Origin of the sequence: Microcoleus sp. B4-C1, from assembly GCF_036705285.1 — a bacterium.
In the GTDB taxonomy this organism is placed as follows: Bacteria; Cyanobacteriota; Cyanobacteriia; order Cyanobacteriales; family Microcoleaceae; genus Microcoleus.
The window spans coordinates 26,679-49,662 of sequence record NZ_JAUBUC010000033.1 but is presented as its reverse complement, the minus strand read 5'-3'; the positions used below and the strand labels follow the sequence as shown (position 1 = coordinate 49,662).

Sequence of the window (22,984 nt, the reverse complement as noted above, 5' to 3'; positions counted from 1 at the left end):
CTTAAGCCCCAGCCCGACCATTGCGAAGTGCAAAATATTAGTTGAAAATGTAATTAAGTTCGATCGCCCAATTCCCACCCCAATCAAAAAAATGCTATAATATCACCTTTAATTGCTAAACTTATCCCGCCAACAGAGAACCCAGGAAAATAATATGGTGATTATTACCTCACAACAAATTGCCCAATTTCGCTCGCAATTAGCCGAATATCCCGAAGCCCTAAAAGCCCTAGACGCCATCGAAGATTGCGAAGGTAACATCGAAGATGCTGCGATATCTCTAGCAATTCAAGCCGGACAAGAACCGAATATCTCGGAAAATTGGTTAGACGGATTGGCCAAAAGATGCCGCGTTGCTATCTGCAAATCAGAGGTTAAAGAAGAGTTGACAAACGGACAATTGAATGCAGCATTTAGAGATTTAGTTGCAGCAAAAATTTGCCCTGATATTTTGGTGACTTCGGTGATTATTTATGTATTTAAAACTGGGGTGAATGATTTTTGTGAACCTCTCGAATATAAACTGTAAAGCCATCGCTGCATTTAAAAATTAGGTGAGGCGAAGCTATCCCGAAGGGTAGGGAATCGCCCTCTTTTCTCAAAACATGATACAACGAGACGATCCTCTTCGAGGGCTTCGCTAACGCACTTTTTCTCTACCCCTGTCCACTACTGTACCCAGCCAGCATCAAATCCGGCGACAAACCCAAAGATTTCCCCAGCAAACGAGCAAGTTGTACTAAAAAATTAGCAGTATCTTCGTCACCTTCGCGGGCCATTGAAGCCGATATCTGGATTAGCATTTGCACAAATCCCGCATCAATTAAATCGGAACAGGAACTCAAAACCTCTGGTTCTTGGCCGTTGGGACAGGTAAGCACTCGCTCGATTAAGTTCAAATAAGCCTCTTGGCGTTCTGGATTCATTTTGGGAGGAGCTGTACAGTAAATAATTTATTATTACGCTTAACTGATTCCTGTCAATCAGGCGATCGAATAAGCGATCCCCGTTTTTACTCTAGAAACTCCATTCAGTCGGGAATAGACAGAAGCTTAAAGAAAATCTTAAGTTTTTCAATGCTAGTTTAGTCGAGGTATGGTGCGCCGAAAATCACCCTACTATTCAAGGGAATTAGGAATATAAAAAATGAAAATAGGAATATTTTTAGGAAATCTAGGAAACCCCGCCATCTACTATCCCAAACTCGCCAAAATCACCGGCGGAGTCACAGCCAGTATTTTTCTGTGCCAATTATTGCAATGGCAATCACAACAGTCCAACTCCGGCGAATGGGTGAAAACTAACAGCGCAGAAATAGAAAAAGCCACCGGTTTAAATCAGGAAGAACAGGAATTAGCGAGAAAGCAGCTCAAAGTGCGATCGCTCCTGAAAGAAAAACTACCAAATCCCAACACCGACACCCTAGAACTCTGGGCGGACATTGACGCTTTCGAGGAAAAACTCAATAACTTTTGGACACCGAATCTGCCAGAAATTATAACACAGACAAGCCGCGAAAGCACCAATCGCCCTGTAGAAATAATCCCCGAAACATCACCCCCAAATCATGTAGTTAAAACCGACAAATATTTCGGGCAACCCCGCCAGCAAATAGCCGTTGCTGTAACGCCTCATTACCGATTTAGCGGCCCTTGGAATTCCCAAGAAGAACTTCACAATTTTCAGCGAGCTTTAGAAGCATATGCTCAAGAGCGCAACTTAGGATTCGGCAATCCTTCTGGATGGGCATTTAAAATTATTGACAGCATGACAAAAGGCTTAACCTCGACTTTTTGGGATGAATTTATCGCCGGAATTCCTTTAGGAGAAAGTCAGAAAGTTAAGCGAGATTGGGAAATCGAGCCGGAAGTGCCTTATCCTGCTTTTGAAGAAGAGCGAATTCAGTATTACGTGCACAAAGGAGAACCGCTAGAAGCAGCAGTATCTAAAGCCCGTGCTGACTTGAGAAACCCGGTTTTGGGCAAAGATTTGTGGGAGGGATTTCTGCGAAAGTGCGATCGTATTGCTGATGATGCACTCAAAGCAAAACAGCAGGGCGTTGACACACCATATCTGCCGTCTTCCTTCAACGAAAAACAGCAAATTACCAAGGATAGCGTTATGCGGAAGTTAGGGGCGATCGCGCCTCAATCGGCCTTAAATCAATCCACATCTGAAACAATTGCTGAACCGCCAAAACTCGAACAAAAAGAGCTGCCACCCCCCGCCGAAATCCCCAGTATTTCCTCTTTGCAAAAAGCTTACCAAACTCCTCTAGGTCGAAGTATTGTTGAAAAACAAATCGCTGCCAACCCAGAATGGGGCTACGAAATAGTAGACGGTGAAATAGTCGAATCCATCCCTTTTTAATGAGGCTGATATGAAACGAGTTAGCGAGATTAATCCGCTGGGAGAAGAGCGACCAAATCCTTCTGAGGAAGAGAGAGAAAAACTGCGGGGAGAGAGGTTACAGCGAGAAAGAGATGCAGGATATCAAAAGTTAGTTGAACTATGCAATTTAGGCGAATGCGATATGGCCGATCAGTTGGCAAATCGCAACTCTAATTGGGGTTATGAAATAGTTGATGGAATTGTGATGAAAAGGATAGATTAGGTTCGCAGTTATCCCATTTGTCACTTTCATGGGCGGGCAAGATGCCCGCCCCACAAAAAAATTAATATGTCGTGGAACAGGCATCTTGCCTGTTCCGCATCTTGCCTGTTCCTAATAATATGGGCCGGCTCTCCGGCATACCCCACAAGAAACTTAATATGTCGTGGAACAGGCATCTTGCCTGTTCCTAAGAATGGTACAAATTGACTATCACAATCTCTATGTTATAATTATAACTAAAACTTAAATACTTATCAAAACATGACAACAACTATTAACGCCAAAAATATAACTCTCGGTGAAGTCTGTCAATTTTTGAAATTCCAAGAGCAGCTTAATAATGACACGTACACAAATTTTTTATCCTTAGAATCCTTAACAGAGATAGAACAGTTAGAACTCGCCCAAATCCGCAACGATTTTCGCGAATACCTCTCAGTGGAAAGAGTCTCTGAAGGACTGGTACAAGCTCTAACTACCTTTCCCTTAATGCGATTGGCTGGCTTCTACCGCCGCCCAATCAAGATGAGTCTAGAACAAGACATTGCTAACATAACTATAGAAGATGAAGACACAACGATTACAGGCAGATTTGACATTTTAGCAATCAATAAAGAGAAACAAATTGCCGCTGATATACCATTTTGGATTTTAGTAATAGAATCTAAAAATAGTCTAATTGCTCCCCGCGCAGGTTTGCCCCAACTCCTAACTTACGCCTCTAAAAGTTTAGAATATCAAGAGTCTGTTTGGGGATTGGCAACTAGCGGCGAGTTTTATCAGTTTGTCAATATCCGCAGAGGAAATCCCCCAACCTATCAGTTAATGCCCTTTCTGACTTTGATGGAGTCCGACTCTTCAGTTTTGTTGCTGCAAGTTTTAAAAGCTATTTGTAAGCTATCAGCAATGAGGATTAAATAATATCGACTTTCGTAGGTTGGGTTGAAGAATGAAACCCAACGCCCGGTAGATGTTGGGTTTCATCCTTCAACCCAACCTACAGAAGAAGCAGAAGCAGAAGGAGAGTTTTATCAGTTCGTCCATATCCGCAGAGGAAATCCCCCAACCTATCAGCTAATGCCATTTTTGACTTTGATGGAAGCCGAACCTTCAATTTTGTTGCTGCAAGTTTTAAAAGCTATTTGTAAGCTATCAGCAATGAGGATTAAATAATATCGACTTTCGTAGGTTGGGTTGAAGGATGAAACCCAACGCCCGGTAGATGTTGGGTTTCATCCTTCAACCCAACCTACAGAAGAAGCAGAAGCAGAAGGACTAAAGTCCTTACTACGAACGAACCTAAAAAAAGAGGCAGAGAAAATTCTCCGCCTCCAATCTGCAATGACTGTTAACCTAAAAGTTAGATTAGCCAGCCAATACTTTTTAGTAGCCTCTGGTGTTAGGCTTGTGGACGATGAAGCTGAGCACTTGGCATTGCTTCACGTTGTCAAAACCCATGACGCGGATGTAGCAGCTAGGATTTTCTTGACGGCAAGCTTGAACTTCAGCCATGATTTCTTGGACGCTGCGAGCACCAAACAAAGGCAACTTCCACAAAGTCCAGTAGCGCATTTCAGCAGCAGAGGTTTCGTTGAATTCTACGCCGGGAATGTAGCCTTGATCCAGGATGTACTGGAGTTGCTTGGCAATTTGCGCGTCTGTCAGCGGGGGCAAATAGGACAGAGTTTCGTAACGACGCTCTTTAGGTAAAGTCTTCATTTTTTGTATCTCTAAGGTGTGTGTTCGATCGCACTTGTCGATCGATTAACTCGACAAATTATCCAGATTCGGTTCAGAATCTATTGATGTTTCAGGATTACTGCTAGAAACAGACCAATTAAGTTGCGTAGTTCGCTCTAAATGCTGGCGTCTGTGTTCCATATTCGCCTGTTGAATGCCAGTACAAACCATTTCTGGCAAAAATTCCGTCACATCGTGAGCCAGATACTCTCGCACAGTCATGATCCGAAAGCCTAAATCTTGATTTTCCAAAAGCAACTCTTGAATATAAGCTTCTCCATCTTGGATTTTGCCCTTAGTGGAAAACTCATTCAACCAGATTGCCAGAGGAGGATTGGTTTCGCTCAACTGAGCGACCACCATCCGCACGGATTGATAGGTTAGGTAACTTGCCAGCACCTTAGCGGTGTCTTTCGCAACTTGTTTGAGATCCATTTTTGACCCCAGCTCCCTCAAATTTTAGATTTTGGATTTTAGATTTTGGATGCAAACTTACTTGTAAATCTTCTTCAAAGATAAAGACTTCCCAGCAAGTTTGCGACCTAAAACCTAAAATCTCAAACCAAAAATCCTTAAAGGGTATCCATTGCCTCGAACTCAAACTTGATTTCTTTCCAGAGTTCGCAAGCAACAGCCAGTTCAGGAGACCATTTGCAAGCTTCGCGAATTACGTCGCCGCCTTCGCGCATCAAGTTGCGGCCTTCGTTACGAGCTTGGACGCAAGCTTCCAAAGCAACGCGGTTAGCAGTTGCACCAGGTGCGTTACCCCAAGGGTGGCCCAAGGTGCCGCCGCCGAACTGCAAGCAGGAGTCGTCGCCGAAGATTTCCACCAAAGCCGGCATGTGCCAGATGTGGATACCACCAGAAGCAACCGGCATGACACCGGGCATGGAGGCCCAATCTTGGGTGAAGTAAATACCGCGGCTGCGGTCTTCTTCGATGTGGTCTTCGCGCATCAAGTCTACGAAGCCCATCGTGATGCCTTTTTCGCCTTCGAGTTTACCCACAACTGTACCGGAGTGCAGGTGGTCTCCACCGGACATCCGCAAGCACTTGGCAAGCACGCGGAAGTGGATACCGTGGTTTTTCTGACGGTCAATCACGGCGTGCATAGCGCGGTGAATGTGCAGCAAGATACCGTTGCGGCGGCACCATTTGGCCAAGGTGGTGTTTGCAGTGAAACCACCGGTCAGGTAGTCGTGCATGATGATGGGGGTTTTGATTTCCTTAGCGAACTCAGCCCGCTCCATCATTTCTTCGCAGGTGGGGGCAGTTACGTTGAGGTAGTGACCCTTGACTTCGCCGGTTTCTGCTTGGGCTTTTTCAATAGCTTCTTGAACGAACAAGAAACGATCGCGCCAACGCATGAACGGTTGCGAGTTGATGTTTTCGTCGTCTTTGGTGAAGTCCAAACCGCCGCGCAGAACTTCGTAAACGGCACGGCCGTAGTTCTTAGCAGACAGACCCAATTTGGGCTTAATTGTACAACCCAGCAAAGGACGGCCGTACTTGTTCAATTTGTCCCGCTCAACGGTAATACCGTGAGGAGGGCCTTGGAAGGTTTTCAGGTAAGCGATGGGAATCCGCAAGTCTTCCAACCGCAGAGCGCGCAGAGCTTTGAAACCGAACACGTTACCGACCAAAGAGGTCAGCAAGTTGGTGACGGAACCTTCTTCAAACAAATCCAAAGGATAGGCAATGAAGCAGATGTATTGGTTGTCTTCACCGGGAACTGGTTCGATGTCGTAGCAGCGACCTTTGTAGCGGTCGAGGTCGGTCAGGAGGTCAGTCCAAACAGTCGTCCATGTACCTGTAGAAGATTCAGCAGCCACAGCAGCTCCAGCTTCTTCTGGGGGAACTCCCGGCTGCGGTGTGACGCGGAAGGCAGCCAAAATATCTGTATCTTTCGGCGTGTAGTCCGGCGTGTAATACGTTAGTTTATAGTCTTGAACTCCGGCTTTATACCCAGCCTTTGATTGAGTTTGGGTTTGCGCGTAAGCCATATCTCGCTTCCTAGTATTCGCTTAATTTTTTTGCCCGATCGCAGGCTGTTAAAAATATATCAACAAAGTGTCACTCTCAAATTTTAATATTCTTTTAATCATCATAAGTATTATTTATTTTGCTTTACATTAAGCAAATATTTGTAACATATCTTATGAAATTCTAGGGGCGAAGGATGCAGGAGGAAAGGCTGGGGATCGCAGAGTGGGGGGGAATTTTGCTCGACCGAAAGATATGGTGCAGCAAGCGGAACAGCGGATCAATACGGTTTATGTAAAGAATTTAATACTTAAAAATCAGAATTTGTAATGGGTAATCGGCAAGGGGGAAGTAGTTAGAAATACCTAAAGTTATGGTTGGGAGTTAAGATCGATCGCCCGATCGATCTCAACTGTTATTCAGTATGTAGCAATCTAAAATCCAAAATCTAAAATCTAAAATCCCGTGAATCGGAGACCGCGAAGTCAAAAATCGACAGCATAGCACATAATATGGACAGGACTTGTGCTCTCAAACCCAATCCGTCGTTACAGCCATTTAACCTCGCTGAAAACCGGGTTTCTGGGTTAGCTGCGCGTAAGTCTACTATGGATATTTAGCCCCATTTTTACTCTGGTTGTGCCTCACCCCCCTTCAAAAGCCGTCCACTGCATCAATCCAGATTGCCCAAGGCCCTACCCTCAGACTTGGGGCAACAATTTTTGTCATAGTTGCGGAGCTCCGCTGCGGCTAAAAAATCGCTACGTGCCTCTAGAAAGCCTCGGTTCCGGGGGTTTTGCAGCAATTTTCACAGTCTGGGACACAGAAACTGAAACCGAGCGCGTCCTGAAAGTGTTGCTCGAAACGGCCCCGAAAGCCCTGAAACTGTTCGAGCAAGAAGCTTGGGTTTTGGCACTTTTGCGGCACCCTGGCGTCCCTAGAGTCGATCCTGACGGTTATTTTCACGTCCAAACACAAAATTTTGCAGGCGGGGAGGGAAATCCGGCGGCGAAGCGGCTGCCTTGTTTGGTAATGGAAAAGATTCACGGCAAAACTTTAGAAGAAGTTCTCGACGAGCACCCTCAAGGATGTCCGCAGGAATGGGTGTTTAGTTGGCTGAGTCAAGCTGTGGAAATTTTAGAGGAGTTGCACAGGAGTCAGATTATTCACCGCGACATTAAACCCTCAAATTTGATGCTGCGAGACCCGGAATCGCCCCAAGTTTTGCTAAGCAAGGGTTTGGGCGGACTGCAATTGGTGACGATCGACTTTGGGGGAGTTAAACAGATGGGCGGTGTCGAACCGGTGGGGAAAGATTCTCCGAGTTCGACGCGGTTGATTTCGCCCGGATACAGTCCGCCGGAACAAATTGTGGGAGGCGGTGTGGTGCCGGCGACGGATTTTTATGCGTTGGGGCGGACTTGCATTCACTTGCTGACGGGGAAGTATCCGGCGGAAATTGAAGATCCGATGACGGGAGAGTTGCGGTGGCGCCACATTGTATCTGTGAGTCCGCCTTTTGCGAATTTGTTGGACGATATGGTGCGATCGAACGTGCAGCAGCGTCCGGCTACTGCTGGCGATGTTCGATCGCGTTTGCAGGAGATTTATGCTAGGAGTAACGGCAAAATCGCGATCGCCCCAATGGGTCAAGCTATTTTAGAATTCTGCCGGCAAATAGTGGTGGCGGGGGCGCAAAAAACTGTCAGCCTGACTGGTGTTGTGTTCGGCGCGATCGCCCAAATCGTGGTAGCTTCTCTGGATACCGGCTGGGAAATGGTGCTGGGTGCCGTTGGTGGAAGTGCGGGGGCGATCGGCGGTTTGGTTTTGGGTTATGCTTCGCCTATTGGCCCGGAAATTGCCAGTTTTCTGAATGAAGGTTTGCAGCAATTAATTCCTAATATGACTTTCGCTGTCGGGCCGGAAGTGCTGCTGTTTGGATTTGCGGGGTTCGGAACTGCGATCGGTTTGACGGATGCGGGGAGTTTTCGCCAGCAAAAACAGTATTGGCTGTCTGGATTGATGGGAGCTCAGGGTTATTTGTTGGCGGGTTTGTGCTGGATGGAAGCAACAGCTTCTAGTGGTGTGCAGGGGGTTATTTTGGGAGCTTTTGCGATCGCCTCTATGACTGTAGGAATGGGTTTGCGGAGTCATCAATTAGTTCACGCTTTGGTAGTGGCTGTTTTCTCTACGGGAATGTTTCTGTTTCTGAATGCGTGGAACATTTTTCCGGGGAGTTTCTTTGGGATTTTGTCACTGTCTAACGTTACCTTCGGCTGGCTGCAAGTTTGGGGCTCGATTGTGTTTTTTGGTTTGTTGGGAAGTGCGATCGGGCTTTGTTTGGGAGTTAGTCATTATTTAATTGTGCCTTTGTTAAGGTGGTTGGGATGGAAGTAATGGTTATGATTGTTTTGCGTAATATCAATTCCAATGCCACCGGATTTGGTATAATAATCTAAGCTTCAAAAGGAGTCACAAGAATGGCTGAAATCAAAATCATCTGTGAACGCCCAGACTCAATCCTGCGTTTCGTCACAGATGCGATTACTAAAGAGTTACAATTACTCGCCGATGGAATTAGAGTCACTGAGGAGAGATTGAGAGAGTTTGAAACTCAATATCAATTTTCCACTCAAGAGTTTTTAAGCAAGTTTAGCAATGATGAATTACATCATAGTCCCGACTTTGATGAGTGGATTGGTGAATCTAGGATGCTGAAGAGATTGCAAGATAATGCTAAGGAATTAAACAGTATTGAATTTTTTGTAACGCCGCAGTCCCGGCGGTATGGCACTATAGCCACAATCACCGCCGATTTAGCCACAGCTCAATTAGTGAGTGAAATGAGGGAGGCATAGTTTGTTCATTGAGGAGTATTTTGAGCAAATTCGGGAGGCTATTGCTGCTTGTACAGCAGTTGAGTCTTTTCAACTGACAGAAGCCAAACGTGATAGTTATACCGGGTTTTTGCGGGGGAGGGTTTACTTTCCAGATGGCTCATTACTTCATCTGCGCGAGTTTGTCTATGTAATTACAGAAGTTGAGCGGGATATGTATTCATATCACTATGTTAATTCGTCGGAAAATCTAATTTTTCGTTATGATAATGCTGACCATAAACCTAAGTTGAATTTACCTAATTTACCTCACCATAAGCATGAAGAGAGTGAAGAAAATATTGTGGCCTCTTCCGCACCCACGTTAGCTGAAGTGTTACATGAAATCAACAGGTTATTGTTGTAATATGTTCATAAATACCAAAGAAACCGGGTTTTTGCGGAGTCTACGGACGGTAACCAAGTATTTTCATGAAAACCCGGTTTATAGACTCTTATGCTAATCAAGTCGCTGTCAATTAAACCCGTCTCCAGATTATCAATAATTTGTGCGATCGCGATCGCCCTTGTCCTCAGCAGCCCCAATCTAGCCAAAGCCGAATCGCGAGAACAAGCCGTCGATCGATTGACCGATTTCTTATTCTACAGGGTTAATCCTCAGTTAAACCATCGCAAACTGCAAGCGGGCGATCGCGAATATAGCAATCAATGGCGGAGATTGCGCGAGGCGATCGATCCGCGAGTCAAGTCGGTACAAGAAGTCTGCTTTAGGCCAGCCCCAGGAGAGATAGGATGGGAATTCACCACAATTAACGGCGAAACCTACGAACAAACCTACGATTTACTTGCAGATACAATTTTTTACAGCCGCCATCCTCAACGAACCGGACAGCCCATTCCCAAAAGCGATCGGATCGGCATTAGTGAATGGTCAGCAATTCGACGCGAAATGTATATTTCCAATTGTGGACTGTGATACTCGATCGCCTTACGCCGCACGCAGCATTGATTGTAAAACGAAAGATTTTAAACCGATGAGTATGAAAAGTTGGATATGCGATCGCACTCTTATTACAACCAGAATTATTGCACCATTGATGGGACTAATCGCCATTGGATATACAAGTTTGGCGGATGCTGCCACACAGCAACAACTTCCCAGCATAAATAGTGCAAACATCGATACCACAACTAAAAAAAATTACCTGAATAATCCACCCGAAAATTCAACTATCGAGGCTTTAAATAAAAAAGTTCAAGTCAGCCTTGAAAATTCTGTAAATGCCCCAAGAAAAATACCTCTTCAACAAGGTATGCCATACAAAGAGGCGCGCCAAATCCTGATTCAACAAGGGTGGCAGCCCAGCTTACAAGGTCAACCTAACCTCAGAGATCGTTCGGTTAAAGAGCTATTTGATTTAGGATATAAAGAGATTAAGGATTGTTCGGGTACAGGAGAGGGGCCTTGTCGTTTTGAGTTTATCAATCAACAAGGAGAACTGCTAGTTGTAGTCGCTACAACAAGAGGTTCTGAAAATACAAAACGTTTTGTGAGGAATTGGTGGATTGAGAAAAAGACAGATAGCCCTCAACAAAAATCGTCATCAAACATAATTCAAGAAGGTCGTTATTGGTTGGGAGGTTCGGCTCAGGGTTTAGAGGTCAAGGGAAAACAATATCGATATTATGATGAGTCTAATATCGACCGACCGTGGCAACCTCTATCTGAGTTACAATATATCACAAAAGGCGTTGTGTTTGATGGAAAAAGTTATTGGTGTTTATCTACTCTCGCACCTAAAACAGGAGGAATTTCTTGTTCTAAAGATGGATGGAAATAAAAGATTTATTACCAGCTATATCTGGGATATTGATAATTTTTATTGGGTTTAATCGTGCTAACTAAATCACTTTCACTTAAGTCAAAATCGAAGTTTTTAGGGGTGTGTGCGTTAGCTATATCCCTTGTACTCGGTGGTTCCAATCTAGACTGTGCTACAGCGCGCGATTATGAATCACGAACTCAAGCTGTGGATAGGCTGACGGATTGGTTTTTTTATAGAGTGAATCCTCAATTGGGAGGTCGAAAATTGCGATCTGACGATTCTTCTGCCTACATCCGCGAATGGAATGCTATTCGTAATACAGTCGATCGAGAAATGATTACTACACAAGGAGATTGCGTCGGTGATGCTTTCTGGGACTTCAATTATCGTTATCATGGGCGATCGCTAGATCGGATTGCAGATACAATTTGGGATATCCGCGATCCATCGGGTGACAAAACTCGTGCAGATGTTTCTAAACAAGAATGGCAGAAGCTTCGTAATTCAATAATTAGAGAGCATTTTTGCTATTAATTGGCCATATTTTTCAATCCAATTTAAAGAATAAAGAACAACAGCGCTATCAGTTACAAATATTGTTAAAATATAGAAAATGCACCCTGAATCGTATATGATTTAGTCAAAAAGCAACGGAAACATTCTAGCAAAACAAAAGGATAAAAAAATGGGCCGAGTCACCGCAACAATAACCGTCACCAACGAAGTAGACAAGATGCTAGCAGAAAGAGGGTTCATCCCCGCAGAGCAAATACGCTGTATCACCATCGATAACGTCTTAGTCGATACAGGCGCAACTCGACTCTGCTTACCAGCAGATATTATCGCTCAGTTAGGTTTAACTTTAGTTGGTGAAATCCAAGGAAATACTGCAATAGGATCTAGACAATTTCGTCTGTTCAAAAATGTTAGTCTTGCTGTAGCTGGACGAGAAGGCAGGTATGATTGTGTAGAAATTCCCGCAGGAGAAGAACCTTTACTGGGCTTAATTCCCCTCGAAGATTTGGGTTTAGAACCGGACTTGAAAAATCAGCGGTTGATTGTTTTGCCGGCGGAGGGAATGCAAAGCTATATTCGCGTGTAAAATCTAAATTATTAACGTTAAATTCTGGCTATACCTACATTAGAGCTTACTTGTCTCTGATTCATTGTTTAAAATCCCGATCGCAAAATTTGATAGTTTTTTGTTATTATGGGAAATAGTAGTTGACTCAAATAGGTGACTCAACGTAATGAACATATCCTTAACTCCCGAACTAGAGCAGTTTGTTCAGTCAACAGTCAACAACGGTAGATACTCATCAGCTTCTGAAGTGGTATGGGCTGCGTTACGATTGCTAGAACAACGAGAAATGGAACGCTTGGTGCGTTTAGAGGAACTCCGCAAGGAAATAATGATTGGAATTGAAGCTTCCGATCGCGGAGAGGTTTTTGATGGTGAAGAAGTGTTAAGAGAACTGCGTGAGGAGATTCAGCAAGCCGATGAGGGTGAAAAATGAGTCGATACACTTTGAGTGCCCCCGCCAAGCAAGATTTAAGGGAACTCACGAACTATCTGTTGCAGTTTAGCGCCAATGCAGCCAACCATTTTCTTAATGTTTTTCAGGAAAAATTTCGTTTATTAGCAGATTTTCCAGAAATGGGGCGCAGTCGTGAGGAATTAGCACCGTCTCTACGCAGTTTCCCTGTAGATAAATATGTAATTTTTTACCGCATTATTAAAAATGGTATCCAAATTGAAAGGGTGTTGAGTGGTTATAGAGACTTTGAGGATGTTTTTGTAGAAGACAGATAATATTATATTTTTGCACTAAAATGTCAGTCACTACTCATCAATTAATTCAGTGGAAACAACAAGGGCGGTCAATTGTTGCCCTGACAGCTTATGATTATGCGATCGCCCAACTCATCGATCGAGCAGGCGTAGATATCATCCTAGTCGGCGATTCCCTCGCCATGACAGTCTTAGGCTACGACACAACCCTACCCATAACCCTCGATGAAATGCTGCACCACGCTAAAGCAGTGCGCCGTGGAGTTAAACAAGCATTAATTGTGGTCGATTTGCCGTTTTTGACTTACCAAGAAAGTCCCCAGCAAGCCATGCACTCGGCCGGGAGAGCTTTGAAAGAAACTGGCGCTCAAGCTGTAAAATTGGAAGGTGGATATCCAGCAATGGCCACCACAGTTTCGCAGCTAACATCCGCCGGAATTCCGGTGATGGGACACGTCGGTTTAACTCCGCAGTCTGTACACCAACTCGGCTATAAAAAACAAGGAAAAACGGCCGAAGCAGCCGATCGCATCATAGCAGAGTCGATCGCGCTTCAAGAAGCAGGTGCCTTTGCGATCGTGCTAGAACACATTCCCGCAGACTTAGCCGCTCAAATTACCCAAAAACTAACTATTCCCACCATTGGTATCGGGGCCGGGCCGCACTGCGACGGTCAAGTTTTAGTTACTTCCGATTTGTTGGGACTTTCCGAAAAACAGCCGCCTTTTGCGAAAGCTTACGCCAATTTGCGAGAAACAATTACTCAAGCTGTGAAAGATTATTCCCTTGAAGTGAGAGAACGAAAATTTCCTAATTCGTAAAGATTTTATAGTTGGGATCTTTCGGGTTTAGGAGATTGCGGGTTTTCCCCAATTATTGTCGGTGAAACCCGCCCTGCAACTTTTTGGAAAGCCTGCTATATCTCAGCCATAACAAAGTTTGATAAACTTTGACATTCCTGCTAAAATCTGCTTAAATACATCACAACCTCAACTCAGCTATGAATGTATCGCTGACACCTGAATTAGAAAAATTTGTTCGGCAAAAGGTCAACACTGGCAGGTATTTATCGGCTAGTGAAGTAATTCGGGAAGCATTGCGACTGCTTGAAGAGCGAGATATGCAGCGTCAAATGCGGATCGAAAAACTTCGCCGAGAAGTGGCTGTTGGTATTGAGCAATCGAATAGAGGAGAAACTTTTGATGGCGAAGAAGTAGTTGCAGAACTTCTGGAAGAAATAGAATTAGAAGAGCGGGAAATCAATGAGTAGGTATTTTCTTAGCACTCAAGCTAAGTATGATTTGAGGGAGATTAAAAATTATATTGCTCGCGATAATATTGCAGCAGCGAGGCGTTTTGTTGAAACCTTTAGAAACCAATGCAATTTAATTGCAAAATCTCCTAGAATGGGACGGAGTTATGAAGAACTAGCACCGGGATTGCGCGGTTTTGCTATTGGAAACTATATCATCTTCTACCCTCCCCTTGAAAATGGGATTGCAGTTGAACGCCTGCTGAGTGGCTACCGCGATCTAGAAGCTCTATTATGTGAGAATGGCGACAACTAATTGACATTTAAAATTAGTGGATCGCCTTCTCTCCCCAGAATCTATCGCATTTTTAAAATCGAACGATCCCTAATTTATCTAATCCCCAGACTGGCTCTTTTCCTCCTTTTCCTTCTCCTTCTCAACAGCTTCATCCTCAGATTGACCAACCCCTTCCTTAAAACTCCGCAGCGTTTTCCCCAAAGCATTTCCCAACTCAGGAATCTTCTTGGGGCCGAAAATTAGTATGGCCACCACCGCAATAATGCCCATTTCGGGCAATCCCAGACCAAACATACAAAATCTCCTCTAAAACTTGCTCGATCGTAAGTCAATCTTAAGTCAATCTACTGATATTGTTAAAGTATCTACCTTTTTTCCTGCATCTTGCAACAGTAGAATCAAGTTTAATTAAGCTATCGCACGATAAATAAGAATGTTAGAAACATCCCAGCCTTCTCTGCGCGAGCAACAGCACCATCTCATCCGCGATTTAGCAGACCGGATGGAAGCAGTATGGCACCGCTATCTCGACCTCGAACCCTACCACCTGCCCGCTGAGTTGGGATACGTAGAAGGCCGCTTGGAAGGAGAAAAACTGATCATTGAAAACCGCTGCTATCAAACGCCCCAGTTCCGCAAAATCCACCTTGAACTCGCTAAAGTCGGGCCGGTACTTGACATTCTGCACTGCGTGATGTTTCCCAGACCGAATTATGCTTTGCCGATGTTCGGTACGGATATCGTAGCAGGCAAAGGCCAAGTTAGCGCCGCGATCGCAGACCTTTCTCCCCTCAATCGAGATCGAACTTTGTCGGAAACCTACCGAACCCAACTGGAAATTTTGCCGATTCAGCAATTTTCTTGTCCCCGCCCAATTCCCGAATGGGGGGATATTTTCTCAGAATTTTGTCTGTTTGTGCGGCCAGAGTCGATCGAAGAAAACAATCGGTTTTTGGATATTGTTGAATCCTACGTTGAAATTCACTGCAAACACGCAGTCGCTTCCGAACCAGTCTCTGCCGCCGAAGCATCGGAAATTCTAGACGCTCAAATTTACTACTGCACCCAGCAGCAGCAAAACGACAAAACCCGCCGCGTACTCGAAAAAGCTTTCGGTCAAGATTGGGCAGAACATTACATGACCGAGGTGCTTTTTGATATCCCTAAATAGCTGAAAATTGTTTACAATACTTTACAGTAGGGGGAAAAAACTTAATCAGGAAATCACCTACTTTATAAGTAATGGTAAAGGAATCACGGCTCAAGGATAAATCATTTTTAAAACCCCCAGGGCGAGGAATCATCGGTTTAGCGATCGCCGCCACTCTCATTACCACAGGAGTCGGTTTTTGGCAAGTATCTCAACTTAAAAAAGCCGAAGAGTTAAAGGCGGCGGCTGCAACGGCGGTTGCAACTTCCGTCGCCACCCGCAACAGCGTTACCGCTTTGGGTAGGTTGACTCCCCAGGGGGAAGTTATCAAATTGTCGGCCCCTTCGGCGTCGGAGGGAGCAAGAATTGAACAGTTGCAGGTGGAAGAGGGCGATCGAGTCAGTCAAGGACAAATCATAGCAGTTCTCGATACGCGCGATCGGCTCCAAGCAATCCTCCAACAAGCCGACAAAGAAGTCAAAGTCAAACAAGCAGAATTAGCGAAAATTCAAGCAGGCGCAAAAACAGGCGTTGTCGGCGCCGGGAAAGCAGAAGTTGCCAAGTTTCAAGTTCAACGTCAAAGAGAAACCGAAGGCGAAGCAGCCAATGTCGCCCGCTTAGAAGCTCAACTGCGAAGAGAAACCGAAGCCGAACAAGCTAACGTCGCCAAATTCGAGGCACAACTGCAAAGAGAAACCGAAGCCGAACAAGCTAATCTTGCTAAATTTGAGGCACAACTAGACAGAGAAACAGAGGTGCAGCAATCCAAATTGGCTAGGTTAGAAGCTCAATTGCGCGGCGAAATTGCCTCTCAAAATGCTACAGTCGATCGGCTAAAAGCCGAATTAACCAACGCTGAAGCCGAGGAACAACGCAATAAAGAACTTTCCGAAACAGGCGCGATTTCTGCTTCCGCCTACGACACCAAACGCTTAGCAGCAGAGACGGCTCGCCAGAGAGTCAAAGAAGCGCAAGCTATATTAGAAAAAACCGTGCAAACTTTGCGTGAGGAAATAGTCGAAACTAAAGCAACAATCAAACAAAAATTAGAAACAGGCCAGCAGGAAATCAATCAATCGCGAGCCAATCTCAAACGCAAATTAGAAACAGGTAGGCAGGAAATTAACCAAGCTAGAGCAACCTTAAATCAAAAGATAGAAACAGGTAGAGAACAAATTAATCAAGCCGAAGCAATACTCAAACAAAAAGCAGAAACTGGCCAAGAAGAAATCAATCAAGCCAAAGCAAATCTAGACCAAATTGCCGAAGTACGTCCCGAAGACGTGCAAGCCGCCCAAGCCGCCGTCGAAAGTGCGATCGCCACCAGACAAAAAGCTCAAGTAGACTTAAACTTAAGCTACGTCAAAGCACCCGTATCCGGCTACATTCTCAAAGTTCACAGCCGACAAGGAGAACGTGTCAACACTCAAGACGGCATCGTAGAAATCGGCCGCACCGACCAAATGTACGCCGTAGCAGAAGTTTATGAAACCGACATCGCCAAAGTGCGAAACGGCCAGCGCGCAGCAGTCACCAGCCCGGTTTTTGCAGGCACTTTGGAAGGGACAGTCGCTCGCATCGGCAAACAAATCGGCAAAAAAGATGTCCTCAATACGGACCCCGCAGCCGACACCGACGCGAGAGTTATCGAAGTAAGAATTCGCCTCGATCCGGCATCGAGCAAGAAAGTTGCAACCCTAACAAACTTGCAGGTTGAAGTTAAAATAGATATCTAAATTTTACGTTGACAAAACTGACGCATGGGGACTCAAGAAACCGGGTTTTTTACCGAGATTAAGGGTGTGAATCAAATATAAGGGTAAAAAACCCGGTTTCTCAACACCCGTGCTTAAATCCTAAAATTATTCAATCCAAAATCCCCAATCTAAAATCTAAAATCTAAAATCTAAAATCTAAAATTGATTGACTCTTATGGCAAAAATACCGCTAGCTTGGGCACAGTTAACTCGCGAAAAAATGCGCTTAGTAATCGCGCTAGCCGGCATTGGATTTGCCGACTTGCTGATGTTTATCCAGTTTGGATTTAGAGATGCGCTGTTTGAAAGTTCCATCAGCTTTCACTCGCAATTAAAAGGGGATATTTTTATCACCAGCACCCAGTCAACGGCTTTAATAGCCATGAAAAGTTTCCCCCAACGGCGTTTGTATCAAGCTTTGAGTTTTAATGGCGTTACCGGAATCAGCCCGGTATATCTAGGCTTTGGGTTGTGGAAAAATCCCGAACCAGACAAAAACAATACCCGCCAACTGATGGTAATCGGTTTTGACCCCGCTCGTCCCATCTTTGAGCTGCCGGAAGTTAAGGATAATTTGGACAAAATCAAAATTTCAGATGTCGTTTTATTCGATCGAGCTTCCCGCCCGGAGTTTGGGCCAGTAGCAGACTATTTCAACCAGGGAAAGCCTGTGGAAACTGAAATAGATAACCGTCGCGTTACTGTAGAGGGGTTATTTACTTTAGGAGCATCTTTCGGTGCAGATGGCAATATTATTACCAGCGATTTGAACTTTCTGCGGATTTTTCACAGTAGAAGAACTAGAGGCTTAATTGATGTCGGAATTGTTCACTTGCAGCCGGGAACTGATGTCAAGGCAGTGATTGCAAAAATGAGGGCAAGTTTACCGCAAGACGTGACAATTGCTTCTAAAGAAGAGTTTGTAGCTTTTGAGAAAAAATATTGGGAGGAAAGCACGGCGATCGGATTTATTTTTACTCTCGGCGCGTCAATGGGGTTTATCGTTGGAATCGTGATTGTCTATCAAATTCTCTATACTGATGTTAATGACCATTTGCCAGAATACGCTACGTTAAAGGCGATGGGATATAAAGACAGTTACTTTTTGAGTGTGGTTTTTCAAGAGGCTTTAATTTTGGCAATCCTTGGTTATTTGCCAGGGCTTGGGATTTCTATGGTGCTGTACAATTTAGCGAGAACTGCTACGAGTTTGCCGATGTACATGACTTTTGGAAAAGTTGTAACTGTGTTTACAATGACAGTTATTATGTGTACTGTATCAGGGGCGATCGCGGTTAGGAAGTTGCAGGCGGCAGATCCGGCGGATATTTTTTAAGGAAGGAAGGCACGACACGGATTCTGACACGGATACACGGATTAAAGAATGAGGAATTATGAAATAAAAAAACACTCATAACTAATAACTAATAACTAATAACTAATAACTAATAACTAATAACCATGAACACTCTACCAGTTGTCTCGATTAAAAATCTCAATCATTCCTTCGGCGAAGGACAACTTCGCAAACAGACATTATTTGACATCAACCTCGAAATTTATCCGGGCGAAATCGTTCTGATGACGGGGCCTTCTGGGTCTGGTAAAACAACATTGTTAACCTTGATTGGAGCTTTGCGATCTATCCAAGAAGGTAGTCTGAAAATTCTCGACCAAGAATTGCGGGGAACGCCGAAAAATAAATTAGTACAAGTCCGTCGCGACATCGGTTATATTTTCCAAGCTCATAATTTGCTGAAATGCTTGAGTGCTAGGCAAAATGTGCAAATGTCCCTCGACCTACACAACCATCTTTCTAACAAAGAAACTAATGATAAAATAGAAGGGATTCTGGAAGCTGTGGGGTTGGGAGACAGAATAGATTATTACCCAAGCAGTCTTTCGGGCGGCCAAAAACAAAGAGTTGCGATCGCCCGCGCATTAGTCAGCCAGCCGAAATTAGTATTAGCAGACGAACCCACAGCAGCACTAGACAGTAAATCAGGTCGAGATGTGGTAGAAATCATGCGAGGTTTAGCCAAAGAACAGCACAGCACTATTTTGCTTGTCACCCATGACAACCGCATTTTAGACATAGCCGATCGCATTATTCACATGGAAGACGGCTACCTCGCACAAGATACATCAACAGCGGCTGCCACAGGCGTTCTTTCGGGAAAATAATATTAATCCGCCTCAACTTATTTCCGAGAACCGGGACGCTTTCCTCCTACCTTGGCAGGACTTTTTGTTGCACCTTTGGCTGGAGTTTTAGAACTACTTTTGCCGTTTTTTTGGCCTTTCGCTCCTGTCAACTGGCTCTCAAGGTCATTTGCAGGTCGGCCCGCAGGCGTTCTCGTAGTCCTAAAGGTAACATTCACCCCTTCATTCGACTGTTCCAGCACCAACATCGGCGTCGGCTTGGCTTTTTGATCCCACTCAATATGAACGATGCGACCTTGAATTGTCGGCTGCCAACTGTCGTGGTCGTCTGAAGGACTCAGATAAGTTTCCAAACAGTCAATAATTTGATTAATTGTCGCTGATGTAGCCTGAGTCGGCAGTTTCATCAGCTTAATTTGAATCCGAAACAGCACTCGTTTTTCTATTTTTACCGCCGGATCGCCAGTTTCGTATTCGATATCAAACATCGAATCCACTTGCCTGCCACTGCCGGCATTCCCGTTTTTATCTCCCACTGCAGCCTGAGTCGGACGCAGGGCAATACTAATTTTCTCTTTGACTTTTACCTTAATCTGATTCACAATGGCAAAGTGAAAGACTTCTTCCGCCATTCGCATTCTCAGGTAGTCTAAATTAAAGTCTCGCGAGTGGATAAGGTCGGGATTCTTTTCCATCTTTGACATGGTTTCCAGAGCCATTTTGTATTTTTTCTGGAGTTCTCGATTTCTAAACTCCTCAAACTTGAGCTTTTTGCTCAAATCGTCGAGTTTTAGCTTGGTAAACACAGCTAAACCGATAAGCAATAACAACAGTAATCCCGACGCTCCCATGAAGAGTTGGTCTGAGGACGGATCTCCGGGTTTAGCCTGTTTAGGTTTGGGAGAGGCTACTGCCAACCTTGGTTCTACAAGGATTATTTGGGTTGACATGGGCTTTTAAAGGGTAAAATTTGACGCTATATTTATACAGGACTCCAGAGTAGAGCTGGTAGTGCAACTGGATCAACCAACATTGACATCATTCCACCATCATCTTGGTACAACTGGATTTCTGCAACTGGAGCACGCACCCTCTAATTAATACTTTATCTTTAACTGCAAGCAGGTTTCCGAAATATCGGAAAATCGTGCGCTGGTACTGGCCAATAGAAATGGTGAATTGTCTGTAAGATATTATACCAATACAGCTAAAAAAAATGTTGGTTCGGGGGTCTCCTTTTCTAGAAAAATAAAAAGAAATACACATAAATTAATACTAACTCTGGAAGCGAGCTGCGGAAAACATCAAGCAGAACAGTCGATCGCCCGGACGATCGAGGGGCGGACATTGAAGAGTGCTAATTCCTACTGTTGGCTCACTCCCCCCGTGCAAGCCCACCGGGCGGCTTGCTGTGAGAGTCGAGCTCTCTTTGCGATCGAACAACGTCTCCTTAGCTAAGATTACAGCTAATACCACCAATATTCGATCGTGACCTACGAACCCCTGCACCACAAATATCGCCCTCAGACATTTGCCGAATTAGTCGGTCAAGAGGCGATCGCCCAAACCCTCACCAGCGCCATCCTACAAGAGCGCATAGCACCAGCATATCTATTCACCGGCCCCAGAGGCACCGGTAAAACCTCCAGTGCCAGAATTTTCGCCAAATCCCTCAACTGTATTTCTACGGTTGCCCCCACCCCCACACCCTGTGGCAAATGCAACGTTTGCCAAGAAATTGCCCGAGGTTCCACACTAGATGTCATCGAAATTGACGCCGCCAGCAACACCGGAGTAGATAACATTCGGGATTTGATCGAACGAGCTCAATTTTCCCCCGTACAGTGCCGCTATAAAGTATATGTAATAGACGAAGTTCATATGCTCAGTACCCAGGCATTTAATGCCTTATTGAAAACATTAGAAGAACCGCCCGATCGCGTTGTATTCGTCCTCGCCACAACCGACCCACAAAGAGTATTACCAACCATTATTTCTCGCTGTCAAAAATTTGATTTTCGCCGCATACCCCTCGAAGCAATGATTGCTCACTTGCACAAAATTGCCCAATTAGAAAACATCAATATTGCCAGTGATGCAGTACAAATGGTTGCTCAAATCGCCCAAGGAGGTCTGCGAGATGCCGAAAGTTTGCTCGACCAACTGAGCTTATTTCCCGGTCAAGTAACAGTCGAAAAAGTTTGGGATTTAGTCGGTGCGGTTCCCGAAAATGATTTAATGGATTTGCTGCAAGCTATTGATACAGATAACGCTACAGCATTAATAGACATGACTCGTCACCTAATGGATCGCGGTCGGGAACCGCTAATCGTGCTGCAAAGTCTCGCGAGCTTTTACCGAGATTTGCTAATAGCCAAATCTGCACCGAAACGGTCAGATTTAGTAGCTTTAACATCGGCAACTTGGGAAAAATTGGCGGATTTTGCCCGCAATTGGGATGCCGAGTTGATTTTGGCCGGTCAGAAACATTTGCAAACCCACGAAGTGCAAATTAAAAACACCACTCAGCCGCGTTTGTGGCTGGAAGTAACGCTGTTGGGATTATTGCCATCAGCAATTAGAACTCAGCAGCAACCAACAGCCGAACCAGCGAAAAATGTTGCTCAACCACCACAAAATTACCCCCCCCAACCAAGGGCGGGCACGGGGGCACCGCCCCTACAATCGGGAGGAAGTCAAACATCTAATATTGAACAATCTTCTGTTCCCAATTCGCAAAATCCTCCGCCGACTTCGCCGCCTGTGGCTAATCGAATAGAAAGCACACCTCCTGCTGCAATTCCCGCACCTGCACCAACTGCTGAAACGAATCAAACAAATTATTCCCCGGCTAATTCAGGCGATGAAATCGATTTAAATCGAGTGTGGGAACAGGTACTTGACCGCGTGCGGCCCCATGGAACTCAATCGCTGCTTCGTCAACATGGACAGCTAGTAATTTTTAGCAATGATACTGCTTATGTCAAGATTAGTTCGCAGCCGTTGCTCAATATGGTTAAAGACAAAGTAGCTAATATTGCAGAAGCTTTTTTGCAAATTTTTAACCGTCGAGTAACAGTAAAGGTGGGCTTGACAAATCCCGCTGAAACTAATAGTTCCCGCACCAAGAATTTGCCAACTTCTAACGGACGTGGTGGCGAAAATGCCAGCAATTCTCATCCTGCGGATGATGCGGGCCAACAGGTGCAGAAGTCGGCGGCTTCTGAGATTACAGATGATTTTTTGGGGAAGGGTAGAGAAGAACAAAAACACCCGCCTGCGACTGAAAATACCGCTGTTAATGTGCCGGCAATTTCCGAATCGCGATCGCCCACAAACGGTTCTACAGACTCTCAAACTGACTTTAACGCTCAGGCTATAGCGGTGCGTGATGACGCGCGAGATGTCGCGAATAGGGCTAGGCAATGGGCTGATATGTTTGACGGGCAAGTAGTCGATTTGTCGGATGACTTGGAGATTTGGGAGTCGGACACTTTTAGATTGGAATCTGAACCTGATTTTTCCGAGTTATCTTCTGAGTTAGGTGAGGATGATTTTATAGATTGGTAATT

General features: G+C 44.8%; 30 protein-coding genes. 22 read left to right on the top strand and 8 right to left on the bottom strand.

Translation table 11 applies throughout. The annotated features are described in order from the left end of the window. The first annotated feature begins 154 nt into the window (after positions 1 to 154). Entirely contained in the window at positions 155 to 529 is a 375-nt protein-coding gene (locus tag QUB26_RS15230) for a hypothetical protein (RefSeq protein WP_015179219.1), read from the top strand. Between the two features lie 127 nt (positions 530 to 656). Here QUB26_RS15230 and QUB26_RS15225 read toward each other — a convergent pair whose 3' ends face one another. Continuing rightward, positions 657 to 926 (bottom strand): hypothetical protein, encoded by a 270-nt coding sequence (locus QUB26_RS15225; RefSeq protein WP_333138436.1) that lies wholly within the window; start codon positions 924 to 926, stop codon positions 657 to 659. A gap of 220 nt (positions 927 to 1,146) precedes the next feature. Between QUB26_RS15225 and QUB26_RS15220 the strand changes: the two genes are divergently transcribed. Together QUB26_RS15220 and QUB26_RS15215 are read left to right on the top strand one after the other, a co-directional pair. Further along, on the top strand, positions 1,147 to 2,370 hold the full coding sequence (locus QUB26_RS15220) for a hypothetical protein (RefSeq protein WP_333318651.1): 1,224 nt from the start codon (positions 1,147 to 1,149) through the stop codon (positions 2,368 to 2,370). Between the two features lie 10 nt (positions 2,371 to 2,380). Further along, positions 2,381 to 2,614: a hypothetical protein gene (locus tag QUB26_RS15215; protein ID WP_333318649.1), complete on the top strand. Its 234-nt coding sequence runs from the start codon at positions 2,381 to 2,383 to the stop codon at positions 2,612 to 2,614. Between the two features lie 26 nt (positions 2,615 to 2,640). On the opposite strand, the gene QUB26_RS15210 is transcribed toward QUB26_RS15215, so the two are convergent. After that, positions 2,641 to 2,790 carry a hypothetical protein gene (locus QUB26_RS15210; RefSeq protein WP_333318647.1) on the bottom strand — a complete coding sequence of 50 codons (150 nt, stop codon included), beginning with the start codon at positions 2,788 to 2,790 and terminating at the stop codon, positions 2,641 to 2,643. 85 nt (positions 2,791 to 2,875) lie between these two features. Here QUB26_RS15210 and QUB26_RS15205 point away from each other — a divergent pair, with 85 nt between their 5' ends. Both QUB26_RS15205 and QUB26_RS32005 read left to right on the top strand, forming a co-directional pair. Beyond that, positions 2,876 to 3,535 (top strand): restriction endonuclease subunit R, encoded by a 660-nt coding sequence (locus QUB26_RS15205; protein WP_333237968.1) that lies wholly within the window; start codon positions 2,876 to 2,878, stop codon positions 3,533 to 3,535. 21 nt (positions 3,536 to 3,556) lie between these two features. Beyond that, positions 3,557 to 3,787, top strand: coding sequence for a hypothetical protein (locus QUB26_RS32005; RefSeq protein ID WP_445299609.1), 231 nt, complete (start codon positions 3,557 to 3,559; stop codon positions 3,785 to 3,787). 210 nt (positions 3,788 to 3,997) lie between these two features. Here QUB26_RS32005 and QUB26_RS15195 read toward each other — a convergent pair whose 3' ends face one another. The 3 genes from QUB26_RS15195 to QUB26_RS15185 all read right to left on the bottom strand — a co-directional run bounded on the left by QUB26_RS15195 (position 3,998) and on the right by QUB26_RS15185 (position 6,357). Beyond that, complete coding sequence (locus QUB26_RS15195) at positions 3,998 to 4,333, bottom strand: ribulose bisphosphate carboxylase small subunit (protein ID WP_190745620.1); 336 nt, start codon at positions 4,331 to 4,333, stop codon at positions 3,998 to 4,000. 45 nt (positions 4,334 to 4,378) lie between these two features. Beyond that, positions 4,379 to 4,789: a RuBisCO chaperone RbcX gene (gene rcbX, locus QUB26_RS15190; RefSeq protein ID WP_333237970.1), complete on the bottom strand. Its 411-nt coding sequence runs from the start codon at positions 4,787 to 4,789 to the stop codon at positions 4,379 to 4,381. 137 nt (positions 4,790 to 4,926) lie between these two features. After that, the gene (locus QUB26_RS15185) at positions 4,927 to 6,357 is read right to left on the bottom strand and encodes a form I ribulose bisphosphate carboxylase large subunit (protein WP_333045238.1); all 1,431 of its coding nucleotides are present in this window, start codon (positions 6,355 to 6,357) and stop codon (positions 4,927 to 4,929) included. A 619-nt stretch (positions 6,358 to 6,976) separates the two neighbouring features. Here QUB26_RS15185 and QUB26_RS15180 point away from each other — a divergent pair. The 12 genes from QUB26_RS15180 to QUB26_RS15125 all read left to right on the top strand — a co-directional run bounded on the left by QUB26_RS15180 (position 6,977) and on the right by QUB26_RS15125 (position 14,360). Further along, positions 6,977 to 8,734 (top strand): serine/threonine-protein kinase, encoded by a 1,758-nt coding sequence (locus QUB26_RS15180; protein ID WP_333318645.1) that lies wholly within the window; start codon positions 6,977 to 6,979, stop codon positions 8,732 to 8,734. A gap of 83 nt (positions 8,735 to 8,817) precedes the next feature. Next, positions 8,818 to 9,195, top strand: coding sequence for a hypothetical protein (locus tag QUB26_RS15175; protein WP_333054740.1), 378 nt, complete (start codon positions 8,818 to 8,820; stop codon positions 9,193 to 9,195). Between the two features lies 1 nt (position 9,196). After that, positions 9,197 to 9,580 (top strand): toxin-antitoxin system TumE family protein, encoded by a 384-nt coding sequence (locus QUB26_RS15170; protein ID WP_333054741.1) that lies wholly within the window; start codon positions 9,197 to 9,199, stop codon positions 9,578 to 9,580. A 90-nt stretch (positions 9,581 to 9,670) separates the two neighbouring features. Continuing rightward, entirely contained in the window at positions 9,671 to 10,150 is a 480-nt protein-coding gene (locus tag QUB26_RS15165) for a hypothetical protein (protein WP_333237975.1), read from the top strand. A gap of 64 nt (positions 10,151 to 10,214) precedes the next feature. Further along, complete coding sequence (locus QUB26_RS15160) at positions 10,215 to 11,015, top strand: hypothetical protein (protein ID WP_333237977.1); 801 nt, start codon at positions 10,215 to 10,217, stop codon at positions 11,013 to 11,015. A 249-nt stretch (positions 11,016 to 11,264) separates the two neighbouring features. After that, positions 11,265 to 11,534 (top strand): hypothetical protein, encoded by a 270-nt coding sequence (locus QUB26_RS15155; RefSeq protein ID WP_333318643.1) that lies wholly within the window; start codon positions 11,265 to 11,267, stop codon positions 11,532 to 11,534. Positions 11,535 to 11,685: 151 nt separating this feature from the next. Then, a complete protein-coding gene (locus tag QUB26_RS15150; RefSeq protein WP_333246241.1) occupies positions 11,686 to 12,102 on the top strand; it encodes an aspartyl protease family protein in 417 nt (138 codons plus the stop codon). Positions 12,103 to 12,250: 148 nt separating this feature from the next. Further along, complete coding sequence (locus QUB26_RS15145; RefSeq protein WP_333054747.1) at positions 12,251 to 12,517, top strand: type II toxin-antitoxin system ParD family antitoxin; 267 nt, start codon at positions 12,251 to 12,253, stop codon at positions 12,515 to 12,517. After that, entirely contained in the window at positions 12,514 to 12,813 is a 300-nt protein-coding gene (locus QUB26_RS15140) for a type II toxin-antitoxin system RelE/ParE family toxin (RefSeq protein WP_333318641.1), read from the top strand. Before QUB26_RS15145 ends, QUB26_RS15140 begins: the two co-directional genes overlap by 4 nt. A gap of 20 nt (positions 12,814 to 12,833) precedes the next feature. Next, positions 12,834 to 13,613 carry a 3-methyl-2-oxobutanoate hydroxymethyltransferase gene (gene panB / locus QUB26_RS15135; RefSeq protein ID WP_333318639.1) on the top strand — a complete coding sequence of 260 codons (780 nt, stop codon included), beginning with the start codon at positions 12,834 to 12,836 and terminating at the stop codon, positions 13,611 to 13,613. A 179-nt stretch (positions 13,614 to 13,792) separates the two neighbouring features. Next, positions 13,793 to 14,062: a type II toxin-antitoxin system ParD family antitoxin gene (locus tag QUB26_RS15130; protein WP_333203029.1), complete on the top strand. Its 270-nt coding sequence runs from the start codon at positions 13,793 to 13,795 to the stop codon at positions 14,060 to 14,062. After that, complete coding sequence (locus tag QUB26_RS15125; RefSeq protein WP_333246247.1) at positions 14,055 to 14,360, top strand: type II toxin-antitoxin system RelE/ParE family toxin; 306 nt, start codon at positions 14,055 to 14,057, stop codon at positions 14,358 to 14,360. Before QUB26_RS15130 ends, QUB26_RS15125 begins: the two co-directional genes overlap by 8 nt. A gap of 78 nt (positions 14,361 to 14,438) precedes the next feature. On the opposite strand, the gene QUB26_RS15120 is transcribed toward QUB26_RS15125, so the two are convergent. Continuing rightward, a complete protein-coding gene (locus QUB26_RS15120) occupies positions 14,439 to 14,636 on the bottom strand; it encodes a TatA/E family twin arginine-targeting protein translocase (RefSeq protein ID WP_333138464.1) in 198 nt (65 codons plus the stop codon). Positions 14,637 to 14,775: 139 nt separating this feature from the next. Here QUB26_RS15120 and QUB26_RS15115 point away from each other — a divergent pair, with 139 nt between their 5' ends. The 4 genes from QUB26_RS15115 (at position 14,776) to QUB26_RS15100 (ending at position 19,433) form a co-directional block, all read left to right on the top strand. Then, a complete protein-coding gene (locus QUB26_RS15115) occupies positions 14,776 to 15,513 on the top strand; it encodes a phycocyanobilin:ferredoxin oxidoreductase (protein ID WP_333318637.1) in 738 nt (245 codons plus the stop codon). Positions 15,514 to 15,584: 71 nt separating this feature from the next. Beyond that, positions 15,585 to 17,228: an HlyD family efflux transporter periplasmic adaptor subunit gene (locus QUB26_RS15110; protein WP_333318635.1), complete on the top strand. Its 1,644-nt coding sequence runs from the start codon at positions 15,585 to 15,587 to the stop codon at positions 17,226 to 17,228. Positions 17,229 to 17,424: 196 nt separating this feature from the next. After that, complete coding sequence (gene devC, locus QUB26_RS15105; RefSeq protein ID WP_333237989.1) at positions 17,425 to 18,585, top strand: ABC transporter permease DevC; 1,161 nt, start codon at positions 17,425 to 17,427, stop codon at positions 18,583 to 18,585. 125 nt (positions 18,586 to 18,710) lie between these two features. Further along, the gene (locus QUB26_RS15100) at positions 18,711 to 19,433 is read left to right on the top strand and encodes a DevA family ABC transporter ATP-binding protein (protein ID WP_333054754.1); all 723 of its coding nucleotides are present in this window, start codon (positions 18,711 to 18,713) and stop codon (positions 19,431 to 19,433) included. 17 nt (positions 19,434 to 19,450) lie between these two features. On the opposite strand, the gene QUB26_RS15095 is transcribed toward QUB26_RS15100, so the two are convergent. Together QUB26_RS15095 and QUB26_RS15090 are read right to left on the bottom strand one after the other, a co-directional pair. Further along, positions 19,451 to 20,362 carry a hypothetical protein gene (locus QUB26_RS15095; RefSeq protein WP_333054755.1) on the bottom strand — a complete coding sequence of 304 codons (912 nt, stop codon included), beginning with the start codon at positions 20,360 to 20,362 and terminating at the stop codon, positions 19,451 to 19,453. 325 nt (positions 20,363 to 20,687) lie between these two features. After that, positions 20,688 to 20,924 (bottom strand): hypothetical protein, encoded by a 237-nt coding sequence (locus QUB26_RS15090; protein ID WP_333208245.1) that lies wholly within the window; start codon positions 20,922 to 20,924, stop codon positions 20,688 to 20,690. On the opposite strand from QUB26_RS15090, the gene QUB26_RS15085 reads away from it, so the two are divergent. Continuing rightward, positions 20,901 to 22,982: a DNA polymerase III subunit gamma/tau gene (locus tag QUB26_RS15085; RefSeq protein WP_333318633.1), complete on the top strand. Its 2,082-nt coding sequence runs from the start codon at positions 20,901 to 20,903 to the stop codon at positions 22,980 to 22,982. The genes QUB26_RS15090 and QUB26_RS15085 overlap by 24 nt on opposite strands. Positions 22,983 to 22,984: the final 2 nt, after the last annotated feature.